Raw genomic sequence first — 25,797 nt, forward strand, 5'->3', positions numbered from 1 at the left:
TAACAAAGACAAGAACGGGGTTGACTCTGTACGTTGACCGAAGTGATTGAGACCTATGACTGCAGGCACCGCTCTGTACATCCCGCCGTACAAGGCTGACGACCAAGATGTCGTCAATGAACTGAATTCCCGCTTCGGCGCCGAGGCCTTCACGGCCCAGCCGACCCGTACCGGCATGCCGGTGCTGTGGGTCGAACGCGCCCGGCTGATCGAAATACTGACGTTCCTGCGCAATGTCGCCAAACCGTACTCCATGCTCTATGACCTGCATGGTGTCGACGAGCGTCTGCGCACCCATCGCCGCGGCTTGCCGGGCGCTGACTTCACGGTGTTCTACCACCTGATGTCGGTTGAACGTAATAGTGACGTAATGATCAAGGTCGCGCTGTCCGAAAGCGACCTGAGCGTACCTACCGTCACCCGTATCTGGCCTAACGCCAACTGGTACGAGCGTGAAGTGTGGGACATGTTCGGCATCGATTTCCCGGGCCACCCGCACCTGTCGCGCATCATGATGCCGCCGACCTGGGAAGGTCACCCGCTGCGCAAGGACTTCCCGGCCCGCGCCACCGAGTTCGACCCGTACAGCCTGAACCTTGCCAAGCAGCAGCTTGAAGAAGAAGCCGCGCGCTTCAACCCCGAAGACTGGGGCATGAAGCGTTCGGGGGCGAACGAGGACTACATGTTCCTCAACCTCGGCCCCAACCACCCCTCTGCGCACGGTGCTTTCCGTATCGTGCTGCAACTGGACGGTGAAGAGATCGTCGACTGCGTTCCGGACATCGGCTACCACCACCGTGGTGCAGAGAAGATGGGCGAGCGTCAGTCCTGGCACAGTTACATCCCCTACACCGACCGTATCGACTACCTCGGCGGGGTGATGAACAACCTGCCGTACGTGCTGGCGGTGGAAAAACTGGCCGGTATCAAGGTGCCGGACCGGGTCGACACCATCCGCATCATGATGGCCGAGTTCTTCCGCATCACCAGCCACCTGCTGTTCCTGGGCACCTATATCCAGGACGTCGGCGCCATGACCCCGGTGTTCTTCACCTTTACCGACCGCCAGCGCGCCTACACCGTGATCGAGGCGATCACCGGTTTCCGCCTGCACCCGGCCTGGTACCGCATCGGTGGCGTGGCTCACGACCTGCCGCGCGGCTGGGAGAAACTGGTCAAGGACTTCGTCGACTGGCTGCCCAAGCGCCTCGACGAGTACACCAAAGCCGCCTTGCAGAACAGCATTCTCAAGGGCCGGACCATCGGTGTGGCCGCCTACAACACCAAAGAGGCGCTGGAATGGGGCGTCACAGGTGCTGGCCTGCGTTCCACCGGCTGTGATTTCGACCTGCGCAAGGCGCGTCCGTACTCGGGCTACGAGAACTTCGAGTTCGAAGTGCCACTGGCCCACAACGGCGACGCCTACGACCGCTGCATGGTTCGTGTCGAGGAGATGCGCCAGAGTATCCGCATCATCGACCAGTGCCTGCGCAACATGCCTGCCGGCCCGTACAAGGCGGATCACCCGCTGACCACGCCGCCACCAAAAGAGCGCACCCTGCAGCACATCGAAACCTTGATCACCCACTTCCTGCAGGTTTCGTGGGGTCCGGTCATGCCGGCCAACGAATCGTTGCAGATGATCGAAGCGACCAAGGGTATCAACAGCTATTACCTGACGAGCGACGGCGGCACCATGAGCTACCGTACCCGGATCCGCACTCCGAGCTATCCGCACCTGCAACAGATCCCTTCGGTGATCAAAGGCAGCATGGTCGCGGACCTGATTGCGTACCTGGGTAGTATCGACTTCGTTATGGCCGACGTGGACCGCTAAGAATGAACAGCCCACTTATCCAGACAGACCGTTTCGTTCTCAGCGAAACCGAGCGCTCGGCCATCGAGCACGAAATGCATCACTACGAGGACCCGCGTGCGGCGTCCATCGAAGCCTTGAAAATTGTCCAGAAGCAGCGCGGCTGGGTGCCGGACGGCGCGATCTATGCGATCAGCGACATCCTCGGCATCCCTGCCAGCGACGTCGAAGGCGTAGCCACCTTCTACAGCCAGATCTTCCGTCAGCCGGTCGGCCGGCACATCATCCGCGTCTGCAACAGCATGGTGTGCTTTATTGCCGGTCACGAGTCGATCGTCGAAGAAATCCAGAACTCGCTGGGCATCGCTCCGGGCCAGACCACCGCCGACGGCCGCTTTACACTGCTGCCGGTGTGCTGCCTGGGCAACTGCGACAAGGCGCCAGCGGTAATGGTCGATGACGATACATTCGGCAATCTGCAGCCCGGCGGCGTTGCCAAGATGCTGGAGGCTTACCCATGACCCTGACTTCCTTCGGTCCGGCCAACCGCATTGCGCGCACGGCTGAAACCCACCCGCTGACCTGGCGTCTGCGTGACGACGGCGAGCCGGTGTGGCTCGACGAGTACCAGAGCAAGGACGGCTACGCTGCGGCGCGCAAGGCGCTGACCCAGCAATCGCCCGATGACATCGTCCAATCGGTCAAGGACTCCGGTCTCAAAGGTCGTGGTGGCGCAGGCTTCCCCACCGGCGTGAAGTGGGGTCTGATGCCTAAAGACGAGTCCATGAACATCCGTTACCTGCTGTGTAACGCCGATGAAATGGAACCCAACACCTGGAAAGACCGCATGCTGATGGAGCAACTGCCCCATCTGCTGATCGAAGGCATGCTGATCAGTGCCCGTGCACTGAAAGCCTACCGCGGCTACATCTTCCTGCGCGGTGAGTACGTCACCGCCGCCCGCCACCTCAACCGTGCGGTCGAAGAAGCCAAGGCTGCCGGCCTGCTGGGCAAGAACATTCTTGGCAGCGGTTTTGATTTCGAGCTGTTCGTGCACACCGGCGCCGGCCGTTACATCTGCGGTGAAGAAACCGCACTGATCAACTCGTTGGAAGGCCGCCGCGCCAACCCGCGCTCCAAGCCGCCCTTCCCTGCCGCCGTAGGCGTATGGGGCAAGCCGACGTGCGTGAACAACGTCGAAACCCTGTGCAACGTGCCGGCCATCGTCAACAACGGCAACGACTGGTACAAGTCGCTGGCCCGCGAAGGCAGTGAAGACCATGGCACCAAGCTGATGGGCTTCTCCGGCAAGGTCAAGAACCCGGGCCTGTGGGAGCTGCCGTTCGGCGTGCCGGCCCGCGAGCTGTTCGAAGACTACGCCGGCGGCATGCGCGACGGCTTCAAGCTCAAGTGCTGGCAGCCAGGCGGCGCCGGTACCGGCTTTTTGCTTCCGGAACACCTGGACGCGCAAATGTACGCCGGCGGCATCGCCAAGGTCGGTACCCGGATGGGTACGGGCCTGGCCATGGCGGTGGACGACAAGGTCAACATGGTTTCCTTGCTGCGCAACATGGAAGAGTTCTTTGCCCAGGAGTCCTGTGGCTTCTGTACTCCGTGCCGCGATGGCCTGCCCTGGAGCGTGAAGATGCTGCGCGCCCTGGAAAAAGGCCAGGGCCGTGCCGAAGACATCGAGACGCTGCTGGGCCTGGTCAACTTCCTCGGCCCTGGCCGGACCTTCTGTGCTCACGCACCGGGTGCGGTCGAGCCGCTGGGTAGCGCGATCAAGTACTTCAGGCCGGAATTCGAGGCCGGTGTCGCGCCAGCAAGCGCGGGCCTGCCCATCCCCGGCAAGATCCCGACCACAGTCGGGGCATAAACAAGACTGACCGGTCGCCAATGCCTGGCATGGCGACCCTGTACCGGCTGACGCCGCCCCTTCCATGAAGGGGCCGAGCGAAGCAGGTACCACCGGATTCCATTAGCCACGCCCGCTGACAACGGGCCAACGAAGAACTTTGAACCATGGCCACTATCCACGTAGACGGCAAAGCGCTCGAAGTCAACGGTGCGGACAACCTGCTACAGGCTTGTCTGTCCCTGGGCCTCGACATTCCGTATTTCTGCTGGCACCCCGCGCTGGGTAGCGTCGGTGCCTGCCGCCAGTGCGCGGTCAAGCAGTACAACGATGAAAACGATACCCGCGGCCGGATCGTCATGTCCTGCATGACCCCTGCCACCGACAACACCTGGATCTCCATCGAAGATGAAGAGTCCAAGGCGTTCCGCGCCAGTGTCGTCGAATGGCTGATGACCAACCACCCGCATGACTGCCCGGTCTGCGAGGAAGGCGGTCACTGCCACCTGCAAGACATGACCGTGATGACCGGCCACAACGAGCGCCGCTATCGCTTTACCAAGCGCACGCACCAGAATCAGGACCTGGGGCCGTTCGTCGCTCACGAGATGAACCGCTGCATCGCCTGCTACCGCTGCGTGCGTTACTACAAGGACTACGCTGGCGGCACCGACCTGGGCGTGTATGGCGCTCACGACAACGTGTATTTCGGTCGCGTTGAAGACGGCGTGCTGGAGAGCGAGTTTTCCGGCAACCTGACCGAGGTCTGCCCGACCGGCGTGTTCACCGACAAGACCCACTCCGAGCGCTACAACCGCAAGTGGGACATGCAGTTCGCCCCGAGCATCTGCCATGGCTGCTCCAGCGGCTGCAACATCAGCCCCGGTGAGCGTTATGGCGAACTGCGGCGCATCGAAAACCGTTTCAACGGGTCGGTGAACCAGTACTTCCTGTGCGACCGCGGCCGTTTCGGTTACGGCTATGTCAACCGCAAGGATCGTCCGCGCCAGCCGCTGCTGAACAAGGGCCAGGAGCAGCTGAAACTGAGCCTGGACGAGGCGCTGGACACCGCCGCCGACCTGCTGCGCGGTCGTAACATCGTCGGTATCGGCTCGCCACGCGCCAGCCTGGAAGGCAACTACGCGCTGCGCGAGCTGGTCGGTGCCGAGCACTTCTACAGCGGTATCGAAGCCGGTGAGCTTGAGCGCGTGCGCCTGATCGCCCAGGTATTGAGCGACAGCCCGCTGCCGGTGCCGAACATGCGTGACATCGAAGATCACGACGCGATCTTCATTCTTGGCGAAGACCTGACCCAGACAGCTGCCCGGGTCGCCCTGGCCGTGCGTCAGGCGGTCAAGGGCAAGGCCCGCGACATGGCCGCCGCCATGAAGGTCCAGCCATGGCTTGATGCTGCGGTGCGTAACATTGCCCAGCACGAACTGAACCCGCTGTTCATTGCCAGCCTGACTGACACCCGTCTGGACGACGTGGCCGAGCACTGCGTGCACGCCGCGCCTGACGACCTCGCCCGTCTCGGCTTTGCCGTGGCCCACGCCATCGACGCCAGCGCCCCGGCTGTTGCTGGCCTGGACGCAGAAGCGCTGGAACTGGTGAAAACCATCGCTGATGCACTGCTGGCCGCCAAGCGTCCACTGATCATTTCCGGTGGTTCGCTGGGCTCCAAGGCCATGATCGAAGCCGCCGCCAACATCGCCAAAGCGCTGAAACTGCGCGAGAAAGAAGGCTCGCTGAGCCTGGTGGTGCCGGAAGCCAACAGCATGGGCCTGGCCCTGCTCGGTGGTGATTCGCTCGATGCTGCGCTGCAGCAGGTGATCTCGGGTCAGGCCGACGCCATCGTGGTGCTGGAAAACGACCTGTACAGCCGTACCGATGCCGCCACCGTGGACGCCGCACTGAACGCGGCCAAGGTAGTGATCGTTGCCGATCACCAGAAGACCGCGACCGCCGACCGTGCCCATCTGGTCCTGCCAGCGGCCAGCTTCGCTGAAGGCGATGGCACCCTGGTCAGCCAGGAAGGCCGCGCCCAGCGTTTCTTCCAGGTGTTCGATCCGACCTATCTGGACGCCAGCATTCTGGTCCACGAAGGCTGGCGCTGGCTGCACGCGCTGCGTTCGACCCTGCTCAATCAGCCGGTGGACTGGACCCAGCTCGACCAGGTCACCGAAGCCTGCGCCGCGGCCAACCCCCGCCTGGCAGGTATTGTCGATGCCGCACCGTCCGCGTCGTTCCGTATCAAAGGTCTGAAGCTGGCTCGCGAACCGCTGCGTTACAGCGGCCGGACCTCGATGCGCGCCAATATCAGCGTGCACGAGCCGCGCACGCCACAAGACAAGGACACGGCGTTCTCGTTCTCGATGGAAGGTTATTCGGGCTCGGTCGAACCACGCCAGCAGGTGCCATTCGCCTGGTCACCGGGCTGGAACTCACCACAGGCCTGGAACAAGTTCCAGGACGAGGTCGGCGGTCATCTGCGTGCCGGTGACCCGGGCGTGCGCCTGATCGAAAGCACCGGCGACAAGCTGAGCTGGTTTGCCAGCGTGCCACGCGCCTTCGCTCCGGCGCAGGGTAGCTGGCAAGCGGTGCCGTTCTACCACCTGTTCGGCAGCGAAGAGAACTCTTCGAAAGCCGCACCGGTGCAAGAGCGCATCCCGGCTGCCTACGTTGCACTGGCCAAAGCAGAAGCCGATCGTCTGGGCGTCAACGAGGGCGCGCTGGTCAGCCTGGAGGTGGCCGGCCAGACCCTGCGTCTGCCGCTGCGCATCAATGAAGAACTGGGCGCTGGCCTGGTCGCCCTGCCGGTCGGTCTGGCAGGCATTCCGCCGGCGTTTTCCGGCAAATCCGTGGCCGGTCTGCAGGAGGCAGCGCAATGAGCTGGTTCACCCCTGAAGTGATCGATGTGATCATTGCGGTCCTCAAGGCCATCGTCATCCTGCTTGCCGTGGTCATCAGCGGCGCGTTGCTCAGCTTCGTCGAGCGACGCCTGCTGGGCTGGTGGCAGGACCGCTATGGCCCGAACCGGGTTGGCCCGTTCGGTATGTTCCAGATCGCTGCCGACATGCTGAAGATGTTCTTCAAAGAAGACTGGATGCCGCCGTTTGCCGACAAGGTGATCTTCACCCTGGCACCGGTGGTGGCCATGAGCGCCTTGCTGATCTCGTTCATCGTCATCCCGATCACCCCGACCTGGGGTGTCGCAGACCTGAACATCGGCCTGCTGTTCTTCTTCGCGATGGCGGGTCTGTCGGTGTACGCAGTGCTGTTCGCCGGTTGGTCGAGTAACAACAAGTACGCCTTGCTGGGCAGCCTGCGGGCCTCGGCCCAGACCGTGTCGTACGAAGTGTTCATGGGTCTTGCGCTGATGGGCGTGGTGGTTCAGGCCGGCTCGTTCAACATGCGCGACATCGTCGAGTATCAGGCGCAGAACCTGTGGTTCATCATTCCACAGTTCCTCGGCTTCTGTACGTTCTTCGTCGCTGGCGTCGCCGTGACTCACCGTCACCCGTTCGACCAGCCCGAAGCCGAGCAGGAACTGGCCGACGGTTACCACATTGAATATGCCGGCATGAAATGGGGCATGTTCTTCGTCGGCGAGTACATCGGCATCGTGCTGATCTCGGCGCTGCTGGTCACCCTGTTCTTCGGTGGCTGGCATGGTCCGTTCGGTATCCTGCCGCAGATCCCCTTCATCTGGTTCGCTTTGAAGACCGCGTTCTTCATCATGCTGTTCATCCTGCTGCGCGCTTCGATTCCGCGCCCGCGCTATGACCAGGTGATGGATTTCAGCTGGAAATTCTGCCTGCCGCTGACCCTGATCAATTTGCTGGTGACTGCCGCGATCGTGTTGCTCAACACGCCGGCAGGCGCGGTTCAGTGAGGTAACTGACCCATGTTCAAATATATTGGCGACATCGTTAAGGGTACCGGTACCCAGTTGCGCAGCCTGGTGATGATTTTCGGTCACGGCTTTCGCAAGCGCGACACCCTGCAATACCCGGAAGAACCGGTTTATCTGGCACCACGCTATCGCGGCCGGATCGTCCTGACCCGCGACCCCGACGGTGAAGAACGCTGCGTGGCCTGCAACCTGTGCGCCGTGGCCTGCCCGGTCGGCTGCATCGCCTTGCAGAAGACCGAGGCCGAAGACGGTCGCTGGTACCCGGAGTTCTTCCGCATCAACTTCTCGCGCTGCATTTTCTGCGGCCTGTGCGAAGAAGCCTGCCCGACTACCGCGATCCAGTTGACCCCGGATTTCGAAATGGCTGACTTCAAGCGCCAAGACCTGGTGTACGAGAAAGAAGACCTGCTGATTTCCGGCCCCGGCAAGAACCCCGACTATAACTTCTATCGCGTTGCCGGCATGGCAATCTCCGGCAAGCCCAAAGGCGCCGCGCAGAGTGAAGCCGAACCGATCAACGTCAAGAGCTTGCTGCCTTAAGGAAGTCCAGATGGAATTCGCTTTCTACTTTGCATCCGGCATTGCTGTCGTGTCGACCTTACGGGTCATCACGAACACCAATCCCGTGCATGCCCTGCTCTACCTGATCATCTCACTGATCGCCGTGGCTATGACCTTCTTCAGCCTCGGCGCACCATTTGCCGGGGTGCTGGAAATCATCGCCTACGCTGGCGCGATCATGGTTCTGTTCGTGTTCGTGGTCATGATGCTCAATCTGGGCCCTGCCTCGGTGCAGCAAGAACGTAACTGGTTCAAGCCTGGGATCTGGGCGGGACCTGTGTTCCTGGGCGGCATGCTGCTGTTCCAACTGCTGTATGTGCTGTTTGCCAACCCGAGCGGTGCCGGCCTGGGCCACACCACAGTGGACGCCAAGGCCGTCGGCATCAGCCTGTTCGGTCCTTACCTGCTGGTGGTGGAACTGGCCTCGATGCTGCTGCTGGCGGCTGCCGTGACCGCATTCCACCTTGGCCGTACCGATACCAAGGAAGAAGGAGCCCAGCCATGAATGCAATTCCTCTCGAACACGGCCTGGCGGTTGCCGGGGTGCTGTTCTGCCTTGGCCTGGTCGGCCTGATGGTGCGCCGCAACATCCTTTTCGTGCTGATGAGCCTGGAAATCATGATGAATGCCGCCGCCCTGGCATTCGTGGTAGCCGGTAGCCGCTGGGGTCAACCGGATGGACAGGTAATGTTCATTCTGGTGATCAGCCTCGCAGCTGCCGAGGCCAGTATCGGCCTGGCGATCCTGATGCAGCTGTATCGCCGCTTCCACACTCTCGATATCGATGCTGCCAGCGAGATGCGCGGATGAACCTTCTCTTTCTGACTTTTGTATTTCCCCTGATCGGTTGGCTGCTGCTGTCGTTCTCCCGTGGCCGTATCTCGGAGAACCTCGCGGCACTGATCGGCGTCGGCTCGGTCGGCCTGTCGGCCATTGTCACTGCCTGGATCATCTGGCAGTTCAACGTCGCACCACCCGAAGGCGGCCACTACACCCAGGTGCTGTGGCGCTGGATGGACGTGGACGGCTTCAGCCCCAACTTCGCCCTGTACCTGGACGGCCTGTCGGTCACCATGCTCGGCGTGGTGGTCGGGGTGGGCTTTCTGATCCATCTGTTCGCCTCCTGGTACATGCGCGGCGAAGAGGGCTACTCGCGCTTCTTCTCCTACACCAACCTGTTTATTGCCAGCATGTTGTTCCTGATCCTGGGCGACAACCTGCTGTTCATCTACTTCGGTTGGGAAGGCGTGGGCCTGTGCAGCTACCTGCTGATCGGTTTCTACTATGGCCAGCGCAAGAATGGCGATGCCGCACTGAAAGCCTTCATCGTCACCCGGATCGGCGACGTGTTCATGGCGATCGGTCTGTTCATCCTGTTCCAGCAACTGGGCACCCTGAATATCCAGGAACTGCTGGTGCGTGCGCCTGAGCACTTCAAGGCCGGCGACTTCTGGATCGTGCTGGCGACCCTGATGCTGCTTGGCGGTGCCGTAGGTAAATCCGCGCAACTGCCGCTGCAGACCTGGCTGGCTGATGCAATGGCCGGTCCTACTCCGGTTTCGGCACTGATTCACGCCGCGACCATGGTCACCGCCGGCGTGTACCTGATCGCCCGTACCCACGGTCTGTTCGTCCTGGCGCCGGATATCCTGCATCTGGTCGGCGTCGTCGGTGGTGTGACGCTGGTACTGGCCGGCTTCGCCGCGCTGGTACAGACCGACATCAAGCGGATTCTCGCCTACTCGACCATGAGCCAGATCGGCTACATGTTCCTGGCCCTGGGCGTCGGTGCCTGGGAAGGTGCGATCTTCCACCTGATGACCCACGCGTTCTTCAAGGCCCTGCTGTTCCTTGCCTCCGGTGCGGTGATCGTCGCCTGCCACCACGAGCAGAACATCTTCAAGATGGGTGGCTTGTGGAAGAAACTGCCTCTGGCCTACGCCAGCTTCATCGTCGGCGGCGCCGCCCTGGCCGCCCTGCCGCTGCTGACCGCCGGTTTCTATTCCAAGGACGAGATCCTCTGGGAGGCTTTCGCCAGCGGCCATACCGGCCTGCTGTATGCCGGTCTTGCCGGTGCGTTCATGACCTCGATCTACACCTTCCGGCTGATCTTCATCGCCTTCCACGGCGAGGCCAAGACCGAAGCTCATGCAGGCCATGGCATCTCGCACTGGCTGCCACTGTCGGTGCTGATCGTGCTGTCGACCTTCATCGGTGCCTGGATCACTCCACCACTGGCAGGCGTGCTGCCGCAAAGCGTCGGCCATGCCGGCGGCGATGCCAAGCACAGTCTGGAGATCGCTTCGGGGGCCATTGCCATTGCCGGTATCGTGCTCGCCGCGCTGCTGTTCCTGGGCAAACGCACTCTGGCTACCGCCATCGCCAACAGCCGTATCGGCCGTTTGCTCTCGGCCTGGTGGTTCGCCGCCTGGGGCTTCGACTGGATCTACGACAAACTGTTCGTCAAGCCATACCTGGCGATCAGTCACTTGCTGCGCAGTGATCCGTTCGACCGTCTCATTGGTGTGATCCCGCGTCTGGTCAAAGGCGGTCATGTTTCCATGAGCCGCACCGAGACTGGTCAGCTTCGTTGGTACGCTGCCTCGATCGCGTTTGGTGCCGTTCTGGTACTGGGCGGCATTCTGGTTGCGGTCTGACATGAACCTTGCGAATTTGCGAAAGGAATTGAGCCCGTCATGATTCTGCCTTGGCTAATCCTGATCCCCTTTATCGGCGGCCTGCTCTGCTGGCAGTTCGAGCGCGTCAGCGCGACAATGCCACGCTGGATCGCGCTGGCGACCATGTCCCTGCTGCTGGGCCTCGGCCTGTGGCTGTGGGCTGTCGGCAACTACACCCTGGCCCCTGCGCCGGGCGGTAATCCTGCCTGGGCCCTGGAATTCCAGGCCCAGTGGATCACCCGCTTCGGTATCAGCCTGCACCTGGCGCTCGATGGCCTGTCGCTGCTGATGATCATGCTCACCGGCCTGCTCGGTGTGCTGTCGGTGCTTTGTTCGTGGAAAGAGATCGACCGCAAGGTCGGCTTCTTCCACCTCAACCTGATGTGGATCCTCGGTGGCGTGGTCGGTGTGTTCCTGGCCATCGACCTGTTCCTGTTCTTCTTCTTCTGGGAAATGATGCTGGTGCCGATGTATTTCCTCATCGCACTCTGGGGTCACAGCTCCTCGGACGGCAAGAAGACCCGGATTTACGCCGCGACCAAGTTCTTCATCTTCACCCAGGCCAGCGGCCTGATCATGCTGGTGGCGATCCTTGGTCTGGTTCTGGTGCATTACAACCAGACCGGCACCCTGACCTTCGCCTATGCCGAGCTGCTCAAAACGCAACTGGCACCTGGCACCGAGTACATCCTGATGCTGGGCTTCTTCATCGCTTTCGCGGTGAAGCTGCCGGTGGTGCCGCTGCACTCGTGGCTGCCTGACGCTCACGCCCAGGCGCCGACCGCAGGTTCCGTGGACCTGGCCGGTATCCTGCTGAAAACTGCTGCATACGGCCTGTTGCGCTTTGCTCTGCCGCTGTTTCCGAATGCTTCGGCAGAGTTCGCGCCGATTGCCATGACCCTGGGTCTGGTCGGGATTTTCTACGGTGCCTTCCTGGCGTTCGCCCAGAGCGACATCAAGCGCCTGATCGCGTTCTCCAGCGTCTCGCACATGGGCTTCGTGCTGATCGGTATCTACTCGGGCAGCCAGCAAGCCCTGCAGGGCGTGGTGATCCAGATGATCGCCCACGGCCTGTCGGCAGCGGCACTGTTCATCCTCAGCGGCCAGTTGTACGAGCGTCTGCACACCCGTGACATGCGCCAGATGGGTGGCCTGTGGTCGCGCATTCCTTACCTGCCGGCAATCAGCCTGTTCTTCGCAGCCGCGTCGCTGGGCCTGCCCGGCACCGGTAACTTCGTCGGTGAGTTCCTGATCCTGCTGGGTGCCTTCGTCAGTTCGCCATGGGTCACTGCCATCGCCACCTCCGGTCTGGTGTTCGGTTCGGTCTATTCGCTGATCATGATCCACCGCGCCTACTTCGGCCCGTCGCAGTCCGATGCGGTCTACAAGGGCCTGGATGCACGGGAAATGATCATGGTGCTGGGTCTTGCCGTCCTGCTGATCGTGCTCGGGGTCTACCCGCAGCCGTTCCTGGACACTTCGGCGTCGACCATGCACGGCGTGCAGCAATGGCTAGGCACTGCCTTCACTCAACTCGCTTCGGCCCGGTAAGAGCGCTATGGACCTGACGATTCAACACTTTATTGCGCTAGGCCCTCTGCTGATCACCAGTATCACCCTTGTGGTGGTGATGCTGGCCATCGCATGGCGCCGCAATCACTCGCAAACCTTCCTGCTCAGCGTGGCCGGCCTGAACCTGGCCCTGCTGTCGGTTTACCCGGCCCTGAAGGTCGCGCCACTGGTGGTCACCCCACTGCTGCTGGTCGATCCGTTCGCCTGCTTCTACATGGCGCTGATCCTCGCTTCGACCCTGGCTTGCGTGACCATGGCTCATGCCTATCTGGGTGATGACAAGACCGGCTATCCAGGCAACCGCGAAGAACTGTACCTGCTGATTCTGCTGGCGGCAGCCGGCGGCATGGTGCTGGTCTGCGCGCAGAACCTGGCCGGCCTGTTCATCGGCCTGGAATTGCTCTCGGTACCGGTCTATGGCCTGGTAGCCTATGCGTTCTTCAACAAGCGTTCGCTGGAAGCCGGTATCAAGTACATGGTGCTGTCGGCAGCCGGCTCAGCGTTCCTGCTGTTCGGCATGGCACTGCTGTACGCCGAAGCCGGCAGCCTGAGCTTCGACGCGATCGGCAAGGCGCTGGAGGCCACCGGCCTGCCTAGCCCGATTGCCAGCATGGGTCTGGGCATGATGGTCATCGGCCTGGGCTTCAAGCTCTCGCTGGTGCCGTTCCACCTCTGGACGCCAGACGTTTATGAAGGTGCTCCGGCGCCGGTCGCGGCCTTCCTGGCCACTGCCAGCAAGGTGGCGGTGTTCGCGGTGCTGGTGCGGCTGTTCCAGATGTCGCCGGCGGCAAGCGGCGGTGTGGTGCTGGACGTGCTGGCGGTTGTGGCCGTGGCATCCATCCTGGTCGGCAACCTGCTGGCACTGGTGCAGAACAACCTCAAGCGGCTGCTGGGTTACTCCTCGATCGCCCACTTCGGTTACCTGATGATCGCGCTGGTGGCAAGCAAGGGCATGGCGGTAGAAGCCATCGGCGTGTACCTGACCACCTATGTGCTGACCTCGCTGGGCAGCTTCGGTGTGATCACCATGATGTCCTCGCCGTACAGCGGCCGTGACGCTGATGCCATGTTCGAGTACCGCGGCCTGTTCTGGCGTCGTCCATACCTGACCGCAGTGATGACCCTGATGATGCTGTCGCTGGCGGGTATTCCGCTCACTGCAGGCTTCATCGGCAAGTTCTACATCATCGCTGCCGGTGTCGAGTCGCACCTGTGGTGGCTGATCGGTACGCTGGTGCTGGGTAGCGCCATCGGCGTGTTCTACTACCTGCGGGTGATGGTCACCATGTACCTGGTCGACAACAAGCTGCCGCGTCATGACGCCGCCTTCAACTGGGCACAGCGTACCGGCGGTGTGATGCTGCTGGCCGTGGCGATCCTGACCTTCGTGCTGGGTGTGTACCCGCAGCCGTTGCTGGATCTGGTACTCAGTACCGGCCTGCAAGTACCGAGCTGATTCACTGCGCATAAAAAAACCCTGCCTCGGCAGGGTTTTTTATTGCCTGGGTTTTTTAACCCGGCAGGCGTACCGGGCGTTTATTGCTGCTGAACAGTGCCCAGGACGACATGAACAGGGCAGCGATCAACGGCCCGATGACAAAGCCATTGAGGCCAAATACCGACATGCCGCCCAGGGTGCTGATCAGGATCAGGTAGTCCGGCATCCGAGTGTCCTTGCCGACCAGTACCGGGCGCAGCACGTTATCTACCAGGCCGATCACAAACACGCCGAACAAGGCCAGTACCACACCTTGCCAGATCATCCCGCTGAGCAGGAAGTACACTGCCACCGGCGCCCAGACAATCCCTGCACCCACCGCCGGCAACAGCGACAGGAAGGCCATGATCACTGCCCAGAGCAACGCACTGGGAATATCGAGGAACCAGAAGATAAGGCCACCCAGCGCGCCCTGGGTGACCGCAACCACCAGGTTGCCCTTGACCGTGGCGCGCACCACGCGGGTGAACTTCAATTGCAGGCGGCGCTTGTGCTGGTCTGCCAATGGCGCTGCATTGCGCATCTTGCGGACCAGTTCCTGACCGTCACGCAGGAAAAAGAACAGCAGGTAAAGCATGATGAAGAAGCTGACCACAAAATCGAAAGTGCCCTGACCAAAACTGAACGCCTGGCCGGCCAGGTATTGGCTGCCTTGCATGGCCCCCTTGGAGATTTTGTCGCGCAAGCCGTTGAAATCGCCCATGCCCATCCGGTCCAGCAGACGCTGCCCTGAGGCCGGCAACAGTTCCTTGTACTCGGTCAGGTACTGCGCGACATCCAGCTTGCCGCTCTCGACATTCTTGTACAGCAGCGCGCCTTCCTGAACCAACATGGCGCTGATCACGATCACCGGCAAAATGGCGATGACCAGACAGATTCCCAAGGTCAGCAACGAGATACGGTTACGTGGCCAGCCCAGCTTGAGTTGCAGGCGACGCTGCATGGGGGAAAAGATAATGGCCAGGATCACCGCCCAGAATACCGCGCCATAGAACGGCAGCAGGATCCAGATAAAAGCGATGCTGACCAGCACCAACAGGAGCAGAAAGGTCTTGTAATGCAGGGAGGTTTCGTTCATGTCTCATCCGTGTCGTCAGGCTGGCTAGATGCCCGCTCAGAGCATTAGTCAGCCACGACACGCAGGAGTGCCCCGAAGCCTTCGGGCAATGGTTCAGACGCGAAATTGTGCCGCCAGCCCTCCCAGCCGCTGGCCGAGATCGGACAGGCTGCGTGAAGTGATCGCGCTCTGGCGGGTTTCCTCAGCAACGCTGTCCACTGCTACGGCGATCTGGTGCACGCTGCGGTTGATCTCTTCGGCCACGGCAGTCTGCTCCTCTGCGGCGCTGGCAATCTGCGCGTTCATCGCGTTGATGGTGGCGATCAGTTCACCAATGGTGACCAGCGAACGGCCGGCTTCGTTGGCCTGCACCGAGGTGCCCTCCCCCGCCTCACTGGAACGCCGCATGGCACTGACTGCCTCTTGAGTGCCAGACTGCAGACGGTCGATCATGCCCTGGATTTCCTGAGTGCTCTGCTGGGTTCGGCTAGCCAGCGCCCGAACCTCATCGGCAACCACGGCAAAGCCACGTCCCGCCTCGCCGGCCCGCGCCGCTTCGATGGCTGCGTTGAGCGCCAACAGGTTGGTCTGCTCGGCAATCGAACGAATCACCCCCAGAACGCTGACAATCGACCCGACGTCTTGCTGCAGGCTGTCGAGCGACACACCACTTTTGCGAATGTCTTCGACCAGCGAATGGATCTGCACAATGCTGCCGTCCACCACCCGCTTGGCAGTACGCCCCTGCTCGTCGGTCTGCTGCGCGGCGTTCGAGGCATTTTGCGCGCTGCTGGCTACCTCGTGGGCAGCTGCAGACATCTGGTTGATGGCAGTGGCCACCTGATCGGTTTCGTAGCGCTGGCGCTCCATGGCCTGCTCAGAGCGCTGAGCCTGGGAGGACACCTCAGCCACCAGCCCGGTGAGTTGCGAGGTCACTTCGGTCATTTGCCGCACCAACGAATGGATCTTGTCGACAAAGCGATTGAAAGAACCGGCAAGCTCGCCCAACTCGTCCTGACTGGTGACAGGCAGACGGCGGGTCAGGTCGCCTTCGCCGGCGGCAATATCGTCAAGGCTGGCTTTCATCAGGCGCAGTGGGCGCAGCAGCGTGCCTGTCACCAGCACGCCAATCACGCTGATGATGACCAGCACCACCAAAGTAATGCCGACAATGCTGTAGAGCATGTCCTGCAGGCGAGCATCGACATTCTTGCGCACCTGTTCGACCTGGGCCTCGATGCCATCAAGGTTGACCGCGCTGCCAACCACCAGGTCCCACTTGGGCAGGTATTCGGTGTAACCCACTTTAGGTACCGGTTCGCTCTTGCCCGGCAATGCCGAGGCGTAGCGCACGTAGTGAGTACCGTTTTTAGCCACCGCCACCAGTTCGCGGTTCAGGTAGATGCCGTTGGGGTCCTTGGTGTCCTTGAAGCTCTTGCCCAGACCATCGGTGCTGTTACTGCGAAAGATCCGGATAATCTCCGAATCATAGCCGAACAGATAACCGTCTTTGCCGTAGCTGACAGAGGCAAACTGCTTGATCGCAGCGGCGCGGGGCGCTTCATCGCCAGGCGCGGCAGCATCGTAAAGGGGTTTGATCGCACTGATGGCGACGGAGACGTGATCCTTGAGATTGCTTTTGGCTTCTTCAAGCAGACGTTCACGGGTCTCGTTGACCTCTATATCAGCCTGTTGGTGGAGGATATAGATCGTCGAGGCACTGACGACCAGGGCGAATAACAGAACCGGCGCAATCGCCAGTGACAGCACTTTGGCCTTGAGATTGGGTCGCATGATCTTTGCCTTATCGTTATTGTCGTTCTTGAAACAAGCGCTCTTGATCAGCTATCGACTGATAGCCAGGAAACTGATGCCCCTTTGGCAATTCATTTACGTTCTGGCAAATCGATACGGACGCGTAGCCCGTCTGCCGGGCTCACCAGCAGTTGCAATGTGCCACCCCATGTTTCCACGATATCACGAACAATGCCCAAGCCAAGCCCGTGGCCGCTAATCTGTTCATCCAGACGGGTTCCGCGGCTGAAAACCCCTTCACGGCGTGACTCAGGAATACCCGGACCGTCATCATCAATCAACAGGCATGTTCCTGCTGCGCTGACACTGATGCTCAGGCTCACCTCGCTGTCGGCCCATTTGCAGGCGTTGTCCAGCAAATTGCCGAGCAGTTCCAGCAGATCCTCGCGATCCCAGGGCAGCGTCAACCCGGGTGGGGTGTCGTTGACCAGTTGCAAGTGTTCGCCATGGATCATGTTCAGGGTGGAAAACAGCGCGGGAAGCTCCACATCACAATCAAAGCGTGCCCCCGGTAACGCATCTCCCGACAGGCGTGCACGATTAAGCTCACGTTCAAGACGCTGCTGAATCTGTTGCAGTTGTTCATGCAAGGTCTTGCGCAGCGCAGGCTGGGACTCCAGCGCCGGGCTGGACGCAATGCTGAGCAGCACCGCCAACGGAGTCTTGAGTGCATGGCCAAGATTGCCCAAGGCATTGCGCGAACGTTTGAGGCTGTCTTCAGTGTGGGCAAGCAGATGGTTGATCTGGTCGACCAAGGGCTCAAGCTCACGAGGCACCTGATCATCAAGTTGCGAACGCTGGCCCTGCTGCAACTGAAAGATCTGTTCACGTACGGTATTGAGAGGCCGCAGTGCCCTGCGCACAGTAACCCGCTGCAAGCCCAAAACCAGTAACAACGCCGCCAGCCCCAGCCCCATGCCAATCTGCTGCACGCGCTTGAAGGTCTGGCGTACTGGCGTGTAGTCCTGCGCGACGCTGATGGAGAACTGCTGGCCGAACTTGCGGTAATCGGCTGTCAGGACCAATAACGACTGGCCAGTCTCGCCCAGTTCGAGGTCGCTGTGCAGCCCTGTGCTCTGTGGCTTGGGCAGCTCGAAATCCCACAAGGATCGCGAGCGCCAGTGGCCATCGGCAAAATCGACGCGAAAGTAGTGACCCGAGAAAGGCCGATGGTAGGCGCCGGACAACCGCTGCTCGTCAAGTTGCAAGCCCACCGGGCCGCGCACGATAGCGACCAACAGGTTCTCACTCTCGTTGCGCAGTCCTGACTCCAGATAACGCTGCAGGCCCAGCTCGAACAACCACAGACTGGTCTGCGCCATGACCAGGCCGATCACCAGCATGATCGCGACCAGCCCCAGGCTCAGACGTCGCTGGATGGACCTCAACCGCCAGCCCCACCATACAGATAACCCTGACCGCGGCGGGTTTCGATCACTGAGCGGCCCAGCTTGCGGCGCAAGTGATTGACGTGAACCTCGATGACATTGGAATCACGCTCGCTCTCGCCGTCGTAGAGATGCTCGGCCAGATGACTCTTGGAAAGGATTTGTTCCGGGTGCAGCATGAAGTAGCGCAGCAAGCGGAACTCTGCGGAAGTCAGCTGGATATCGACGCCGTCGCGTGCCACCGATTGACGTCCCTCATCCAGGTGCAAGCCTGCCGACTCCAGTTTCGGCTGATTGGCCAGGCCCCGGGCGCGGCGCAGCAGGCCCTGAATGCGCAATTGCAGTTCTTCAGGATGAAAAGGCTTGGTCAGGTAATCGTCTGCACCGGCCTTGAGTCCCTCTATGCGCTCTGACCAGGAGCCGCGCGCGGTCAACACCAGCACCGGCGTCGCCAGACCGTTGCTGCGCCAGTGCGCCAGAACTTCCAGGCCGGGTATGCCCGGCAATCCCAAATCAAGCACGATGAGGTCATAGGGCTCGCTCAGCCCCTGATACTGCGCATCCCGGCCATCTGCCAACCAGTCAACCGCATAACCCTGGCGGGCCAGGGTCGCCATTAGCTCATCAGCCAGAGATACATGGTCTTCAACCAGCAACAGACGCATCAGTCATCTTCCTCGTCTTTGAGTAACCGACTGTCACGGGCATCGAACTTGAGTTCACGTACCACGCCTTCAGGAGTAACCAATTCAACCTCATAGACATACACATCGTTCTTTTCTTCGAGTTCGGCCTCAAGCAACCTGGCGCCGGGATACCGCGCCAAGGCCTGCCCGATGAACTGTTCGAGTGGCAGAATAACGCCACGCTGGCGCAGTTGCAGGGCTTCATCCTGGTCAAGGTCACGGGCCTGAACCAAGGTGCAGGTAAACAGCAGACCCAGTAATGCGATACGACGCTTAGCAGCAGTCATCAATTATCCTGATGGTTCTTGTAGATCTGCCCGGTTACCGCATCGAGTTCCAGATCCCATTCAATGCCCTTAGTATCGCGCAATTCCACCTGGTAAACATATTTGCCGTATTCACTTTCGAGCTCAGTATCGGTAATGCTCGAACCAGGATGAGCGGCCAGCGCAACGGCGTTGAGTTTCTCGAACGACTGGATAACACCGTTATCTCTGAGTCGCAGGGCTTCATCCGGACCCAGGTCCCTGGCCTGTGCCAGATTGGCCGTCAGGGCCCAGGCAAAGGCAGTTGTAAAGGTCAGCAAAGCTTTCATTGTTGGCTCCACGGTCAGCTAATGTTGATGCCGTCACCATACCTTCAGGAACTTAATTCAAACTGAATGACTCTGGCCACATGCCATTAGCTTTGCAATGGTACTGATCATGCCGTGTTGAGTGTATTGCTGTTACACTCGTGTGCTGTATCTCGTTTCAGAGTCAAGATTTTGGAAATTTTCAAGGAATTCACCTTTGAGTCCGCGCATCGCCTTCCCCACGTGCCGGAAGGCCACAAGTGCGGTCGCCTGCATGGCCACTCATTTCGCGTAGGTATCCATCTGTCCGGCCCGGTCGACCCCCATACCGGCTGGATCCGGGACTTCTCAGAGATCAAGGCGATATTCAAGCCGCTGTACGAGCGACTGGATCACAACTACCTCAATGACATTCCCGGCCTGGAGAACCCGACCAGCGAAAATCTGGCCAAGTGGATCTGGAATGAGTTGAAGCCGCTGTTACCTGAGCTGTCTGCCATTCGTATTCACGAGACCTGCACCAGCGGGTGTGAATACCGAGGCGACTGAAACAGAATTGACGTTGTTGACCGCCCTCTGAGGCGGTCTTTTTTTGCCCGGCAGGAGCGGCCGACTTTTCTTTCGCGCAAAGCAAAACCCCCGATCGCAGAGCGATCAGGGGTTCTGTGTTTGAATCTTGACGATGACCTACTCTCACATGGGGAAGCCCCACACTACCATCGGCGATGTATCGTTTCACTACTGAGTTCGGGATGGGATCAGGTGGTTCCAACACTCTATGGTCGTCAAGAAATTCGGTGGCCAGTGCGTTTTCACACGCTGGCAAATTCGGTTATGTGAACATTTTTCAGCGTTTGTTGATCAGCTTTCGGCTGTATCGTCTTCACACACCGCCACTGCTGTGCAGATGGCTTGGGTGTTATATGGTCAAGTCTCACGGGCAATTAGTATGGGTTAGCTCAACGCCTCACAGCGCTTACACACCCCACCTATCAACGTCGTAGTCTTCGACGGCCCTTCAGGGGATTCAAGATCCCAGTGAGATCTCATCTTGAGGCAAGTTTCCCGCTTAGATGCTTTCAGCGGTTATCTTTTCCGAACATAGCTACCCGGCAATGCCACTGGCGTGACAACCGGAACACCAGAGGTTCGTCCACTCCGGTCCTCTCGTACTAGGAGCAGCCCCTCTCAAATCTCAAACGTCCACGGCAGATAGGGACCGAACTGTCTCACGACGTTCTAAACCCAGCTCGCGTACCACTTTAAATGGCGAACAGCCATACCCTTGGGACCGGCTTCAGCCCCAGGATGTGATGAGCCGACATCGAGGTGCCAAACACCGCCGTCGATATGAACTCTTGGGCGGTATCAGCCTGTTATCCCCGGAGTACCTTTTATCCGTTGAGCGATGGCCCTTCCATACAGAACCACCGGATCACTAAGACCTACTTTCGTACCTGCTCGACGTGTGGGTCTCGCAGTCAAGCGCGCTTTTGCCTTTATACTCTACGACCGATTTCCGACCGGTCTGAGCGCACCTTCGTACTCCTCCGTTACTCTTTGGGAGGAGACCGCCCCAGTCAAACTACCCACCATACACTGTCCTCGATCCGGATAACGGACCTGAGTTAGAACCTCAAAGTTGCCAGGGTGGTATTTCAAGGATGGCTCCACGCAGACTGGCGTCCACGCTTCATAGCCTCCCACCTATCCTACACAAGCAAATTCAAAGTCCAGTGCAAAGCTATAGTAAAGGTTCACGGGGTCTTTCCGTCTAGCCGCGGATACACTGCATCTTCACAGCGATTTCAATTTCACTGAGTCTCGGGTGGAGACAGCGCCGCCATCGTTACGCCATTCGTGCAGGTCGGAACTTACCCGACAAGGAATTTCGCTACCTTAGGACCGTTATAGTTACGGCCGCCGTTTACCGGGGCTTCGATCAAGAGCTTCGCTTGCGCTAACCCCATCAATTAACCTTCCGGCACCGGGCAGGCGTCACACCCTATACGTCCACTTTCGTGTTTGCAGAGTGCTGTGTTTTTAATAAACAGTCGCAGCGGCCTGGTATCTTCGACCGGCATGGGCTTACGGAGCAAGTCCTTCACCCTCACCGGCGCACCTTCTCCCGAAGTTACGGTGCCATTTTGCCTAGTTCCTTCACCCGAGTTCTCTCAAGCGCCTTGGTATTCTCTACCTAACCACCTGTGTCGGTTTGGGGTACGGTTCCCGATTATCTGAAGCTTAGGAGCTTTTCCTGGAAGCATGGCATCAACCACTTCATGTTCTAAAGAACACTCGTCATCAGCTCTCGGCCTTGGGATCCCGGATTTGCCTAAGATCCCAGCCTACCACCTTAAACCTGGACAACCAACGCCAGGCTGGCCTAGCCTTCTCCGTCCCTCCATCGCAATAACCGGAAGTACAGGAATATTAACCTGTTTTCCATCGACTACGCTTTTCAGCCTCGCCTTAGGGACCGACTAACCCTGCGTCGATTAACGTTGCGCAGGAAACCTTGGTCTTTCGGCGTGGGAGTTTTTCACTCCCATTGTCGTTACTCATGTCAGCATTCGCACTTCTGATACCTCCAGCAAGCTTCTCAACTCACCTTCACAGGCTTACAGAACGCTCCTCTACCGCATCACCAAAAGGTGATACCCGTAGCTTCGGTGCATGGTTTGAGCCCCGTTACATCTTCCGCGCAGGCCGACTCGACTAGTGAGCTATTACGCTTTCTTTAAAGGGTGGCTGCTTCTAAGCCAACCTCCTAGCTGTCTAAGCCTTCCCACATCGTTTCCCACTTAACCATGACTTTGGGACCTTAGCTGACGGTCTGGGTTGTTTCCCTTTTCACGACGGACGTTAGCACCCGCCGTGTGTCTCCCATGCTCGGCACTTGTAGGTATTCGGAGTTTGCATCGGTTTGGTAAGTCGGGATGACCCCCTAGCCGAAACAGTGCTCTACCCCCTACAGTGATACATGAGGCGCTACCTAAATAGCTTTCGAGGAGAACCAGCTATCTCCGAGCTTGATTAGCCTTTCACTCCGATCCACAGGTCATCCGCTAACTTTTCAACGGTAGTCGGTTCGGTCCTCCAGTCAGTGTTACCTAACCTTCAACCTGCCCATGGATAGATCGCCCGGTTTCGGGTCTATACCCAGCGACTAAACGCCCTATTAAGACTCGCTTTCGCTACGCCTCCCCTATACGGTTAAGCTTGCCACTGAATATAAGTCGCTGACCCATTATACAAAAGGTACGCAGTCACCTAACAAGTAGGCTCCCACTGCTTGTACGCATACGGTTTCAGGTTCTATTTCACTCCGCTCTCCGCGGTTCTTTTCGCCTTTCCCTCACGGTACTGGTTCACTATCGGTCAGTCAGTAGTATTTAGCCTTGGAGGATGGTCCCCCCATATTCAGACAAGGTTTCTCGTGCCCCGTCCTACTCGATTTCATGACAAGGAGATTTTCGCGTACAGGGCTATCACCCACTATGGCCGCACTTTCCAGAGCGTTCCGCTAATCTCCAAGCCACTTAAGGGCTGGTCCCCGTTCGCTCGCCACTACTAAGGGAATCTCGGTTGATTTCTATTCCTCAGGGTACTTAGATGTTTCAGTTCCCCTGGTTCGCCTCTTGCACCTATGTATTCAGTGCAAGATACTCAGCTTGTGCTGAGTGGGTTCCCCCATTCAGAGATCTCCGGATCAAAGTCTGTTTGCCGACTCCCCGAAGCTTATCGCAGGCTACCACGTCTTTCATCGCCTCTGACTGCCAAGGCATCCACCGTATGCGCTTCTTCACTTGACCATATAACCCCAAGCTATCTGGTTATACTGTGAAGACGACATTCGCCGAAAGCTTGATTCAACAAACTTTCTTTGCCTTAGCCTGCACCCCACCAGTGAAAGTGGCGCACAGTCTAAAATGTTTCACATATCCGAATTTTTAAAGAACGATCTGGTAAAAACCAGAAATCAACATTCGCACCGCGAATATTCATTTCTATTTTCTAACCAAGGAAGCAGTTAATGGTGGAGCCAAGCGGGATCGAACCGCTGACCTCCTGCGTGCAAGGCAGGCGCTCTCCCAGCTGAGCTATGGCCCCAGGGAACTGGTAGGTCTGGGCAGATTTGAACTGCCGACCTCACCCTTATCAGGGGTGCGCTCTAACCAACTGAGCTACAGACCTAGATCTTGATGCCTACAACAATCAAGCCTGAAGCTTGCAGCTTAAAGCTTGGAGCTACTTCTATCGTCTTCTTCAATGAATCAAGCAATTCGTGTGGGAACTTACGACGCAGCTGGGTCGTCGATTAAGGAGGTGATCCAGCCGCAGGTTCCCCTACGGCTACCTTGTTACGACTTCACCCCAGTCATGAATCACACCGTGGTAACCGTCCTCCCGAAGGTTAGACTAGCTACTTCTGGTGCAACCCACTCCCATGGTGTGACGGGCGGTGTGTACAAGGCCCGGGAACGTATTCACCGCGACATTCTGATTCGCGATTACTAGCGATTCCGACTTCACGCAGTCGAGTTGCAGACTGCGATCCGGACTACGATCGGTTTTGTGAGATTAGCTCCACCTCGCGGCTTGGCAACCCTCTGTACCGACCATTGTAGCACGTGTGTAGCCCAGGCCGTAAGGGCCATGATGACTTGACGTCATCCCCACCTTCCTCCGGTTTGTCACCGGCAGTCTCCTTAGAGTGCCCACCATAACGTGCTGGTAACTAAGGACAAGGGTTGCGCTCGTTACGGGACTTAACCCAACATCTCACGACACGAGCTGACGACAGCCATGCAGCACCTGTCTCAATGTTCCCGAAGGCACCAATCCATCTCTGGAAAGTTCATTGGATGTCAAGGCCTGGTAAGGTTCTTCGCGTTGCTTCGAATTAAACCACATGCTCCACCGCTTGTGCGGGCCCCCGTCAATTCATTTGAGTTTTAACCTTGCGGCCGTACTCCCCAGGCGGTCAACTTAATGCGTTAGCTGCGCCACTAAAATCTCAAGGATTCCAACGGCTAGTTGACATCGTTTACGGCGTGGACTACCAGGGTATCTAATCCTGTTTGCTCCCCACGCTTTCGCACCTCAGTGTCAGTATGAGCCCAGGTGGTCGCCTTCGCCACTGGTGTTCCTTCCTATATCTACGCATTTCACCGCTACACAGGAAATTCCACCACCCTCTGCCCTACTCTAGCTTGCCAGTTTTGGATGCAGTTCCCAGGTTGAGCCCGGGGATTTCACATCCAACTTAACAAACCACCTACGCGCGCTTTACGCCCAGTAATTCCGATTAACGCTTGCACCCTCTGTATTACCGCGGCTGCTGGCACAGAGTTAGCCGGTGCTTATTCTGTCGGTAACGTCAAAATCGCCACGTATTAGGTAACGACCCTTCCTCCCAACTTAAAGTGCTTTACAATCCGAAGACCTTCTTCACACACGCGGCATGGCTGGATCAGGCTTTCGCCCATTGTCCAATATTCCCCACTGCTGCCTCCCGTAGGAGTCTGGACCGTGTCTCAGTTCCAGTGTGACTGATCATCCTCTCAGACCAGTTACGGATCGTCGCCTTGGTGAGCCTTTACCCCACCAACTAGCTAATCCGACCTAGGCTCATCTGATAGCGTGAGGTCCGAAGAGCCCCCACTTTCTCCCGTAGGACGTATGCGGTATTAGCGTCCGTTTCCGGACGTTATCCCCCACTATCAGGCAGATTCCTAGGCATTACTCACCCGTCCGCCGCTCTCAAGAGAAGCAAGCTTCTCTCTACCGCTCGACTTGCATGTGTTAGGCCTGCCGCCAGCGTTCAATCTGAGCCATGATCAAACTCTTCAGTTCAATACTGCTTGGGTTTTGAGAAAACCCTAAACTTGGCTCAGCAATCTCAAATGACTATGTGATTTCTCGCATGGTCACTTACGTTGCTGATAATCTGTTGACTCTCAGTCTGACAGCGCAAGCACCCACACGAATTGCTTGATTCAATTGTTAAAGAGCGGTTGGTTGAGCCTTTCGCTTCAACCGAGGCGCGCATTCTACGCTAACCTCTTGTTCTGTCAAGCGTTTATTTTAAGAAGTTTCAAACTCATTCAAAACTTCGAAACGCTAGAACTGAACAGCGTGCCGAGCATCTTTCGACTAACTCGTCAGCGGGAGGCGAATCTTACAGCATCCTAAGTTGCTGTCAACTGCCTTTTTCACCGCCGGAGCCAGGAGGCTCGCACCGCCTCCAACCCTTTCTGAACTGCTAACTCGTTGATTACCAAGAAGTTTTTCGTTCATTCCGCGTTGGAAGTGGTGCGCATTATAAGGACATCTGAAACCCCGTCAACCGTTAATTCTATTTTGTTTCAAAATTAA

Annotated in this window: 18 protein-coding genes, 2 tRNA genes, 3 rRNA genes and 1 pseudogene; 12 read left to right on the forward strand and 12 right to left on the reverse strand. The window is 58.7% G+C overall.

The annotated features are described in order from the left end of the window. The first annotated feature begins 55 nt into the window (after positions 1-55). The 11 genes from nuoC to nuoN all read left to right on the forward strand — a co-directional run bounded on the left by nuoC (position 56) and on the right by nuoN (position 13,854). The gene (gene nuoC, locus PSCI_RS27210; protein ID WP_045493160.1) at positions 56-1,837 is read left to right on the forward strand and encodes an NADH-quinone oxidoreductase subunit C/D; all 1,782 of its coding nucleotides are present in this window, start codon (positions 56-58) and stop codon (positions 1,835-1,837) included. Positions 1,838-1,839: 2 nt separating this feature from the next. Then, positions 1,840-2,337, forward strand: a complete 498-nt coding sequence (gene nuoE / locus PSCI_RS27215; protein WP_045493163.1) for an NADH-quinone oxidoreductase subunit NuoE — start codon at positions 1,840-1,842, stop codon at positions 2,335-2,337. After that, positions 2,334-3,692: an NADH-quinone oxidoreductase subunit NuoF gene (gene nuoF, locus PSCI_RS27220; protein WP_045493166.1), complete on the forward strand. Its 1,359-nt coding sequence runs from the start codon at positions 2,334-2,336 to the stop codon at positions 3,690-3,692. The genes nuoE and nuoF overlap by 4 nt, the downstream gene beginning before the upstream one ends. 146 nt (positions 3,693-3,838) lie before the next feature. Beyond that, the gene (nuoG, locus tag PSCI_RS27225; RefSeq protein ID WP_045493169.1) at positions 3,839-6,562 is read left to right on the forward strand and encodes an NADH-quinone oxidoreductase subunit NuoG; all 2,724 of its coding nucleotides are present in this window, start codon (positions 3,839-3,841) and stop codon (positions 6,560-6,562) included. After that, the gene (nuoH, locus tag PSCI_RS27230; RefSeq protein WP_045493172.1) at positions 6,559-7,566 is read left to right on the forward strand and encodes an NADH-quinone oxidoreductase subunit NuoH; all 1,008 of its coding nucleotides are present in this window, start codon (positions 6,559-6,561) and stop codon (positions 7,564-7,566) included. The genes nuoG and nuoH overlap by 4 nt, the downstream gene beginning before the upstream one ends. 12 nt (positions 7,567-7,578) lie before the next feature. Beyond that, entirely contained in the window at positions 7,579-8,127 is a 549-nt protein-coding gene (nuoI, locus tag PSCI_RS27235; protein ID WP_045493175.1) for an NADH-quinone oxidoreductase subunit NuoI, read from the forward strand. 10 nt (positions 8,128-8,137) lie between these two features. Beyond that, complete coding sequence (gene nuoJ / locus PSCI_RS27240; RefSeq protein WP_045493178.1) at positions 8,138-8,653, forward strand: NADH-quinone oxidoreductase subunit J; 516 nt, start codon at positions 8,138-8,140, stop codon at positions 8,651-8,653. After that, positions 8,650-8,958: an NADH-quinone oxidoreductase subunit NuoK gene (gene nuoK / locus PSCI_RS27245; protein ID WP_003317980.1), complete on the forward strand. Its 309-nt coding sequence runs from the start codon at positions 8,650-8,652 to the stop codon at positions 8,956-8,958. The genes nuoJ and nuoK overlap by 4 nt, the downstream gene beginning before the upstream one ends. Then, complete coding sequence (nuoL, locus tag PSCI_RS27250; RefSeq protein WP_045493186.1) at positions 8,955-10,805, forward strand: NADH-quinone oxidoreductase subunit L; 1,851 nt, start codon at positions 8,955-8,957, stop codon at positions 10,803-10,805. Before nuoK ends, nuoL begins: the two co-directional genes overlap by 4 nt. Positions 10,806-10,844: 39 nt before the next feature. Further along, positions 10,845-12,377, forward strand: coding sequence for an NADH-quinone oxidoreductase subunit M (nuoM, locus tag PSCI_RS27255; protein ID WP_045493189.1), 1,533 nt, complete (start codon positions 10,845-10,847; stop codon positions 12,375-12,377). Positions 12,378-12,384: 7 nt separating this feature from the next. Further along, the gene (gene nuoN / locus PSCI_RS27260; RefSeq protein ID WP_045493192.1) at positions 12,385-13,854 is read left to right on the forward strand and encodes an NADH-quinone oxidoreductase subunit NuoN; all 1,470 of its coding nucleotides are present in this window, start codon (positions 12,385-12,387) and stop codon (positions 13,852-13,854) included. A gap of 55 nt (positions 13,855-13,909) precedes the next feature. On the opposite strand, the gene PSCI_RS27265 is transcribed toward nuoN, so the two are convergent. The 7 genes and pseudogenes from PSCI_RS27265 to PSCI_RS27290 all read right to left on the reverse strand — a co-directional run bounded on the left by PSCI_RS27265 (position 13,910) and on the right by PSCI_RS27290 (position 19,437). Beyond that, on the reverse strand, positions 13,910-14,974 hold the full coding sequence (locus PSCI_RS27265; RefSeq protein ID WP_045493195.1) for an AI-2E family transporter: 1,065 nt from the start codon (positions 14,972-14,974) through the stop codon (positions 13,910-13,912). Between the two features lie 93 nt (positions 14,975-15,067). Next, positions 15,068-15,898 carry a methyl-accepting chemotaxis protein gene (locus PSCI_RS30390; protein ID WP_442965486.1) on the reverse strand — a complete coding sequence of 277 codons (831 nt, stop codon included), beginning with the start codon at positions 15,896-15,898 and terminating at the stop codon, positions 15,068-15,070. A gap of 27 nt (positions 15,899-15,925) precedes the next feature. Beyond that, positions 15,926-16,747, reverse strand: a pseudogene (locus PSCI_RS30395) (cache domain-containing protein); the annotation flags it as partial. A gap of 92 nt (positions 16,748-16,839) precedes the next feature. Next, entirely contained in the window at positions 16,840-18,156 is a 1,317-nt protein-coding gene (locus PSCI_RS27275; protein WP_045493201.1) for a sensor histidine kinase, read from the reverse strand. Next, the gene (locus PSCI_RS27280; RefSeq protein WP_045493204.1) at positions 18,153-18,821 is read right to left on the reverse strand and encodes a response regulator transcription factor; all 669 of its coding nucleotides are present in this window, start codon (positions 18,819-18,821) and stop codon (positions 18,153-18,155) included. The genes PSCI_RS27275 and PSCI_RS27280 overlap by 4 nt, the downstream gene beginning before the upstream one ends. Then, positions 18,821-19,129 carry a PepSY domain-containing protein gene (locus tag PSCI_RS27285; RefSeq protein WP_045493207.1) on the reverse strand — a complete coding sequence of 103 codons (309 nt, stop codon included), beginning with the start codon at positions 19,127-19,129 and terminating at the stop codon, positions 18,821-18,823. The genes PSCI_RS27280 and PSCI_RS27285 overlap by 1 nt, the downstream gene beginning before the upstream one ends. Beyond that, positions 19,129-19,437: a PepSY domain-containing protein gene (locus PSCI_RS27290; RefSeq protein WP_045493210.1), complete on the reverse strand. Its 309-nt coding sequence runs from the start codon at positions 19,435-19,437 to the stop codon at positions 19,129-19,131. Before PSCI_RS27290 ends, PSCI_RS27285 begins: the two co-directional genes overlap by 1 nt. Before the next feature lie 171 nt (positions 19,438-19,608). On the opposite strand from PSCI_RS27290, the gene queD reads away from it, so the two are divergent. Further along, positions 19,609-19,965 carry a 6-carboxytetrahydropterin synthase QueD gene (gene queD, locus PSCI_RS27295; RefSeq protein WP_144403353.1) on the forward strand — a complete coding sequence of 119 codons (357 nt, stop codon included), beginning with the start codon at positions 19,609-19,611 and terminating at the stop codon, positions 19,963-19,965. Between the two features lie 125 nt (positions 19,966-20,090). Here queD and rrf read toward each other — a convergent pair. From rrf to PSCI_RS27320, 5 genes are all read right to left on the reverse strand, one after another. Then, positions 20,091-20,206 (reverse strand): 5S ribosomal RNA (gene rrf, locus PSCI_RS27300). Positions 20,207-20,339: 133 nt separating this feature from the next. Next, positions 20,340-23,231 (reverse strand): 23S ribosomal RNA (locus PSCI_RS27305). A gap of 222 nt (positions 23,232-23,453) precedes the next feature. Beyond that, positions 23,454-23,529, reverse strand: a tRNA-Ala gene (locus PSCI_RS27310). A 7-nt stretch (positions 23,530-23,536) separates the two neighbouring features. Then, a tRNA-Ile gene (locus tag PSCI_RS27315) sits at positions 23,537-23,613 on the reverse strand. 125 nt (positions 23,614-23,738) lie between these two features. Beyond that, positions 23,739-25,275, reverse strand: a 16S ribosomal RNA gene (locus PSCI_RS27320). Together the 16S, 23S and 5S rRNA genes with 2 tRNA genes alongside form the textbook arrangement of a ribosomal RNA operon. Positions 25,276-25,797 lie beyond the last annotated feature (522 nt).

It is taken from the genome of Pseudomonas sp. StFLB209 (assembly GCF_000829415.1).
GTDB lineage: Bacteria > Pseudomonadota > Gammaproteobacteria > Pseudomonadales > Pseudomonadaceae > Aquipseudomonas.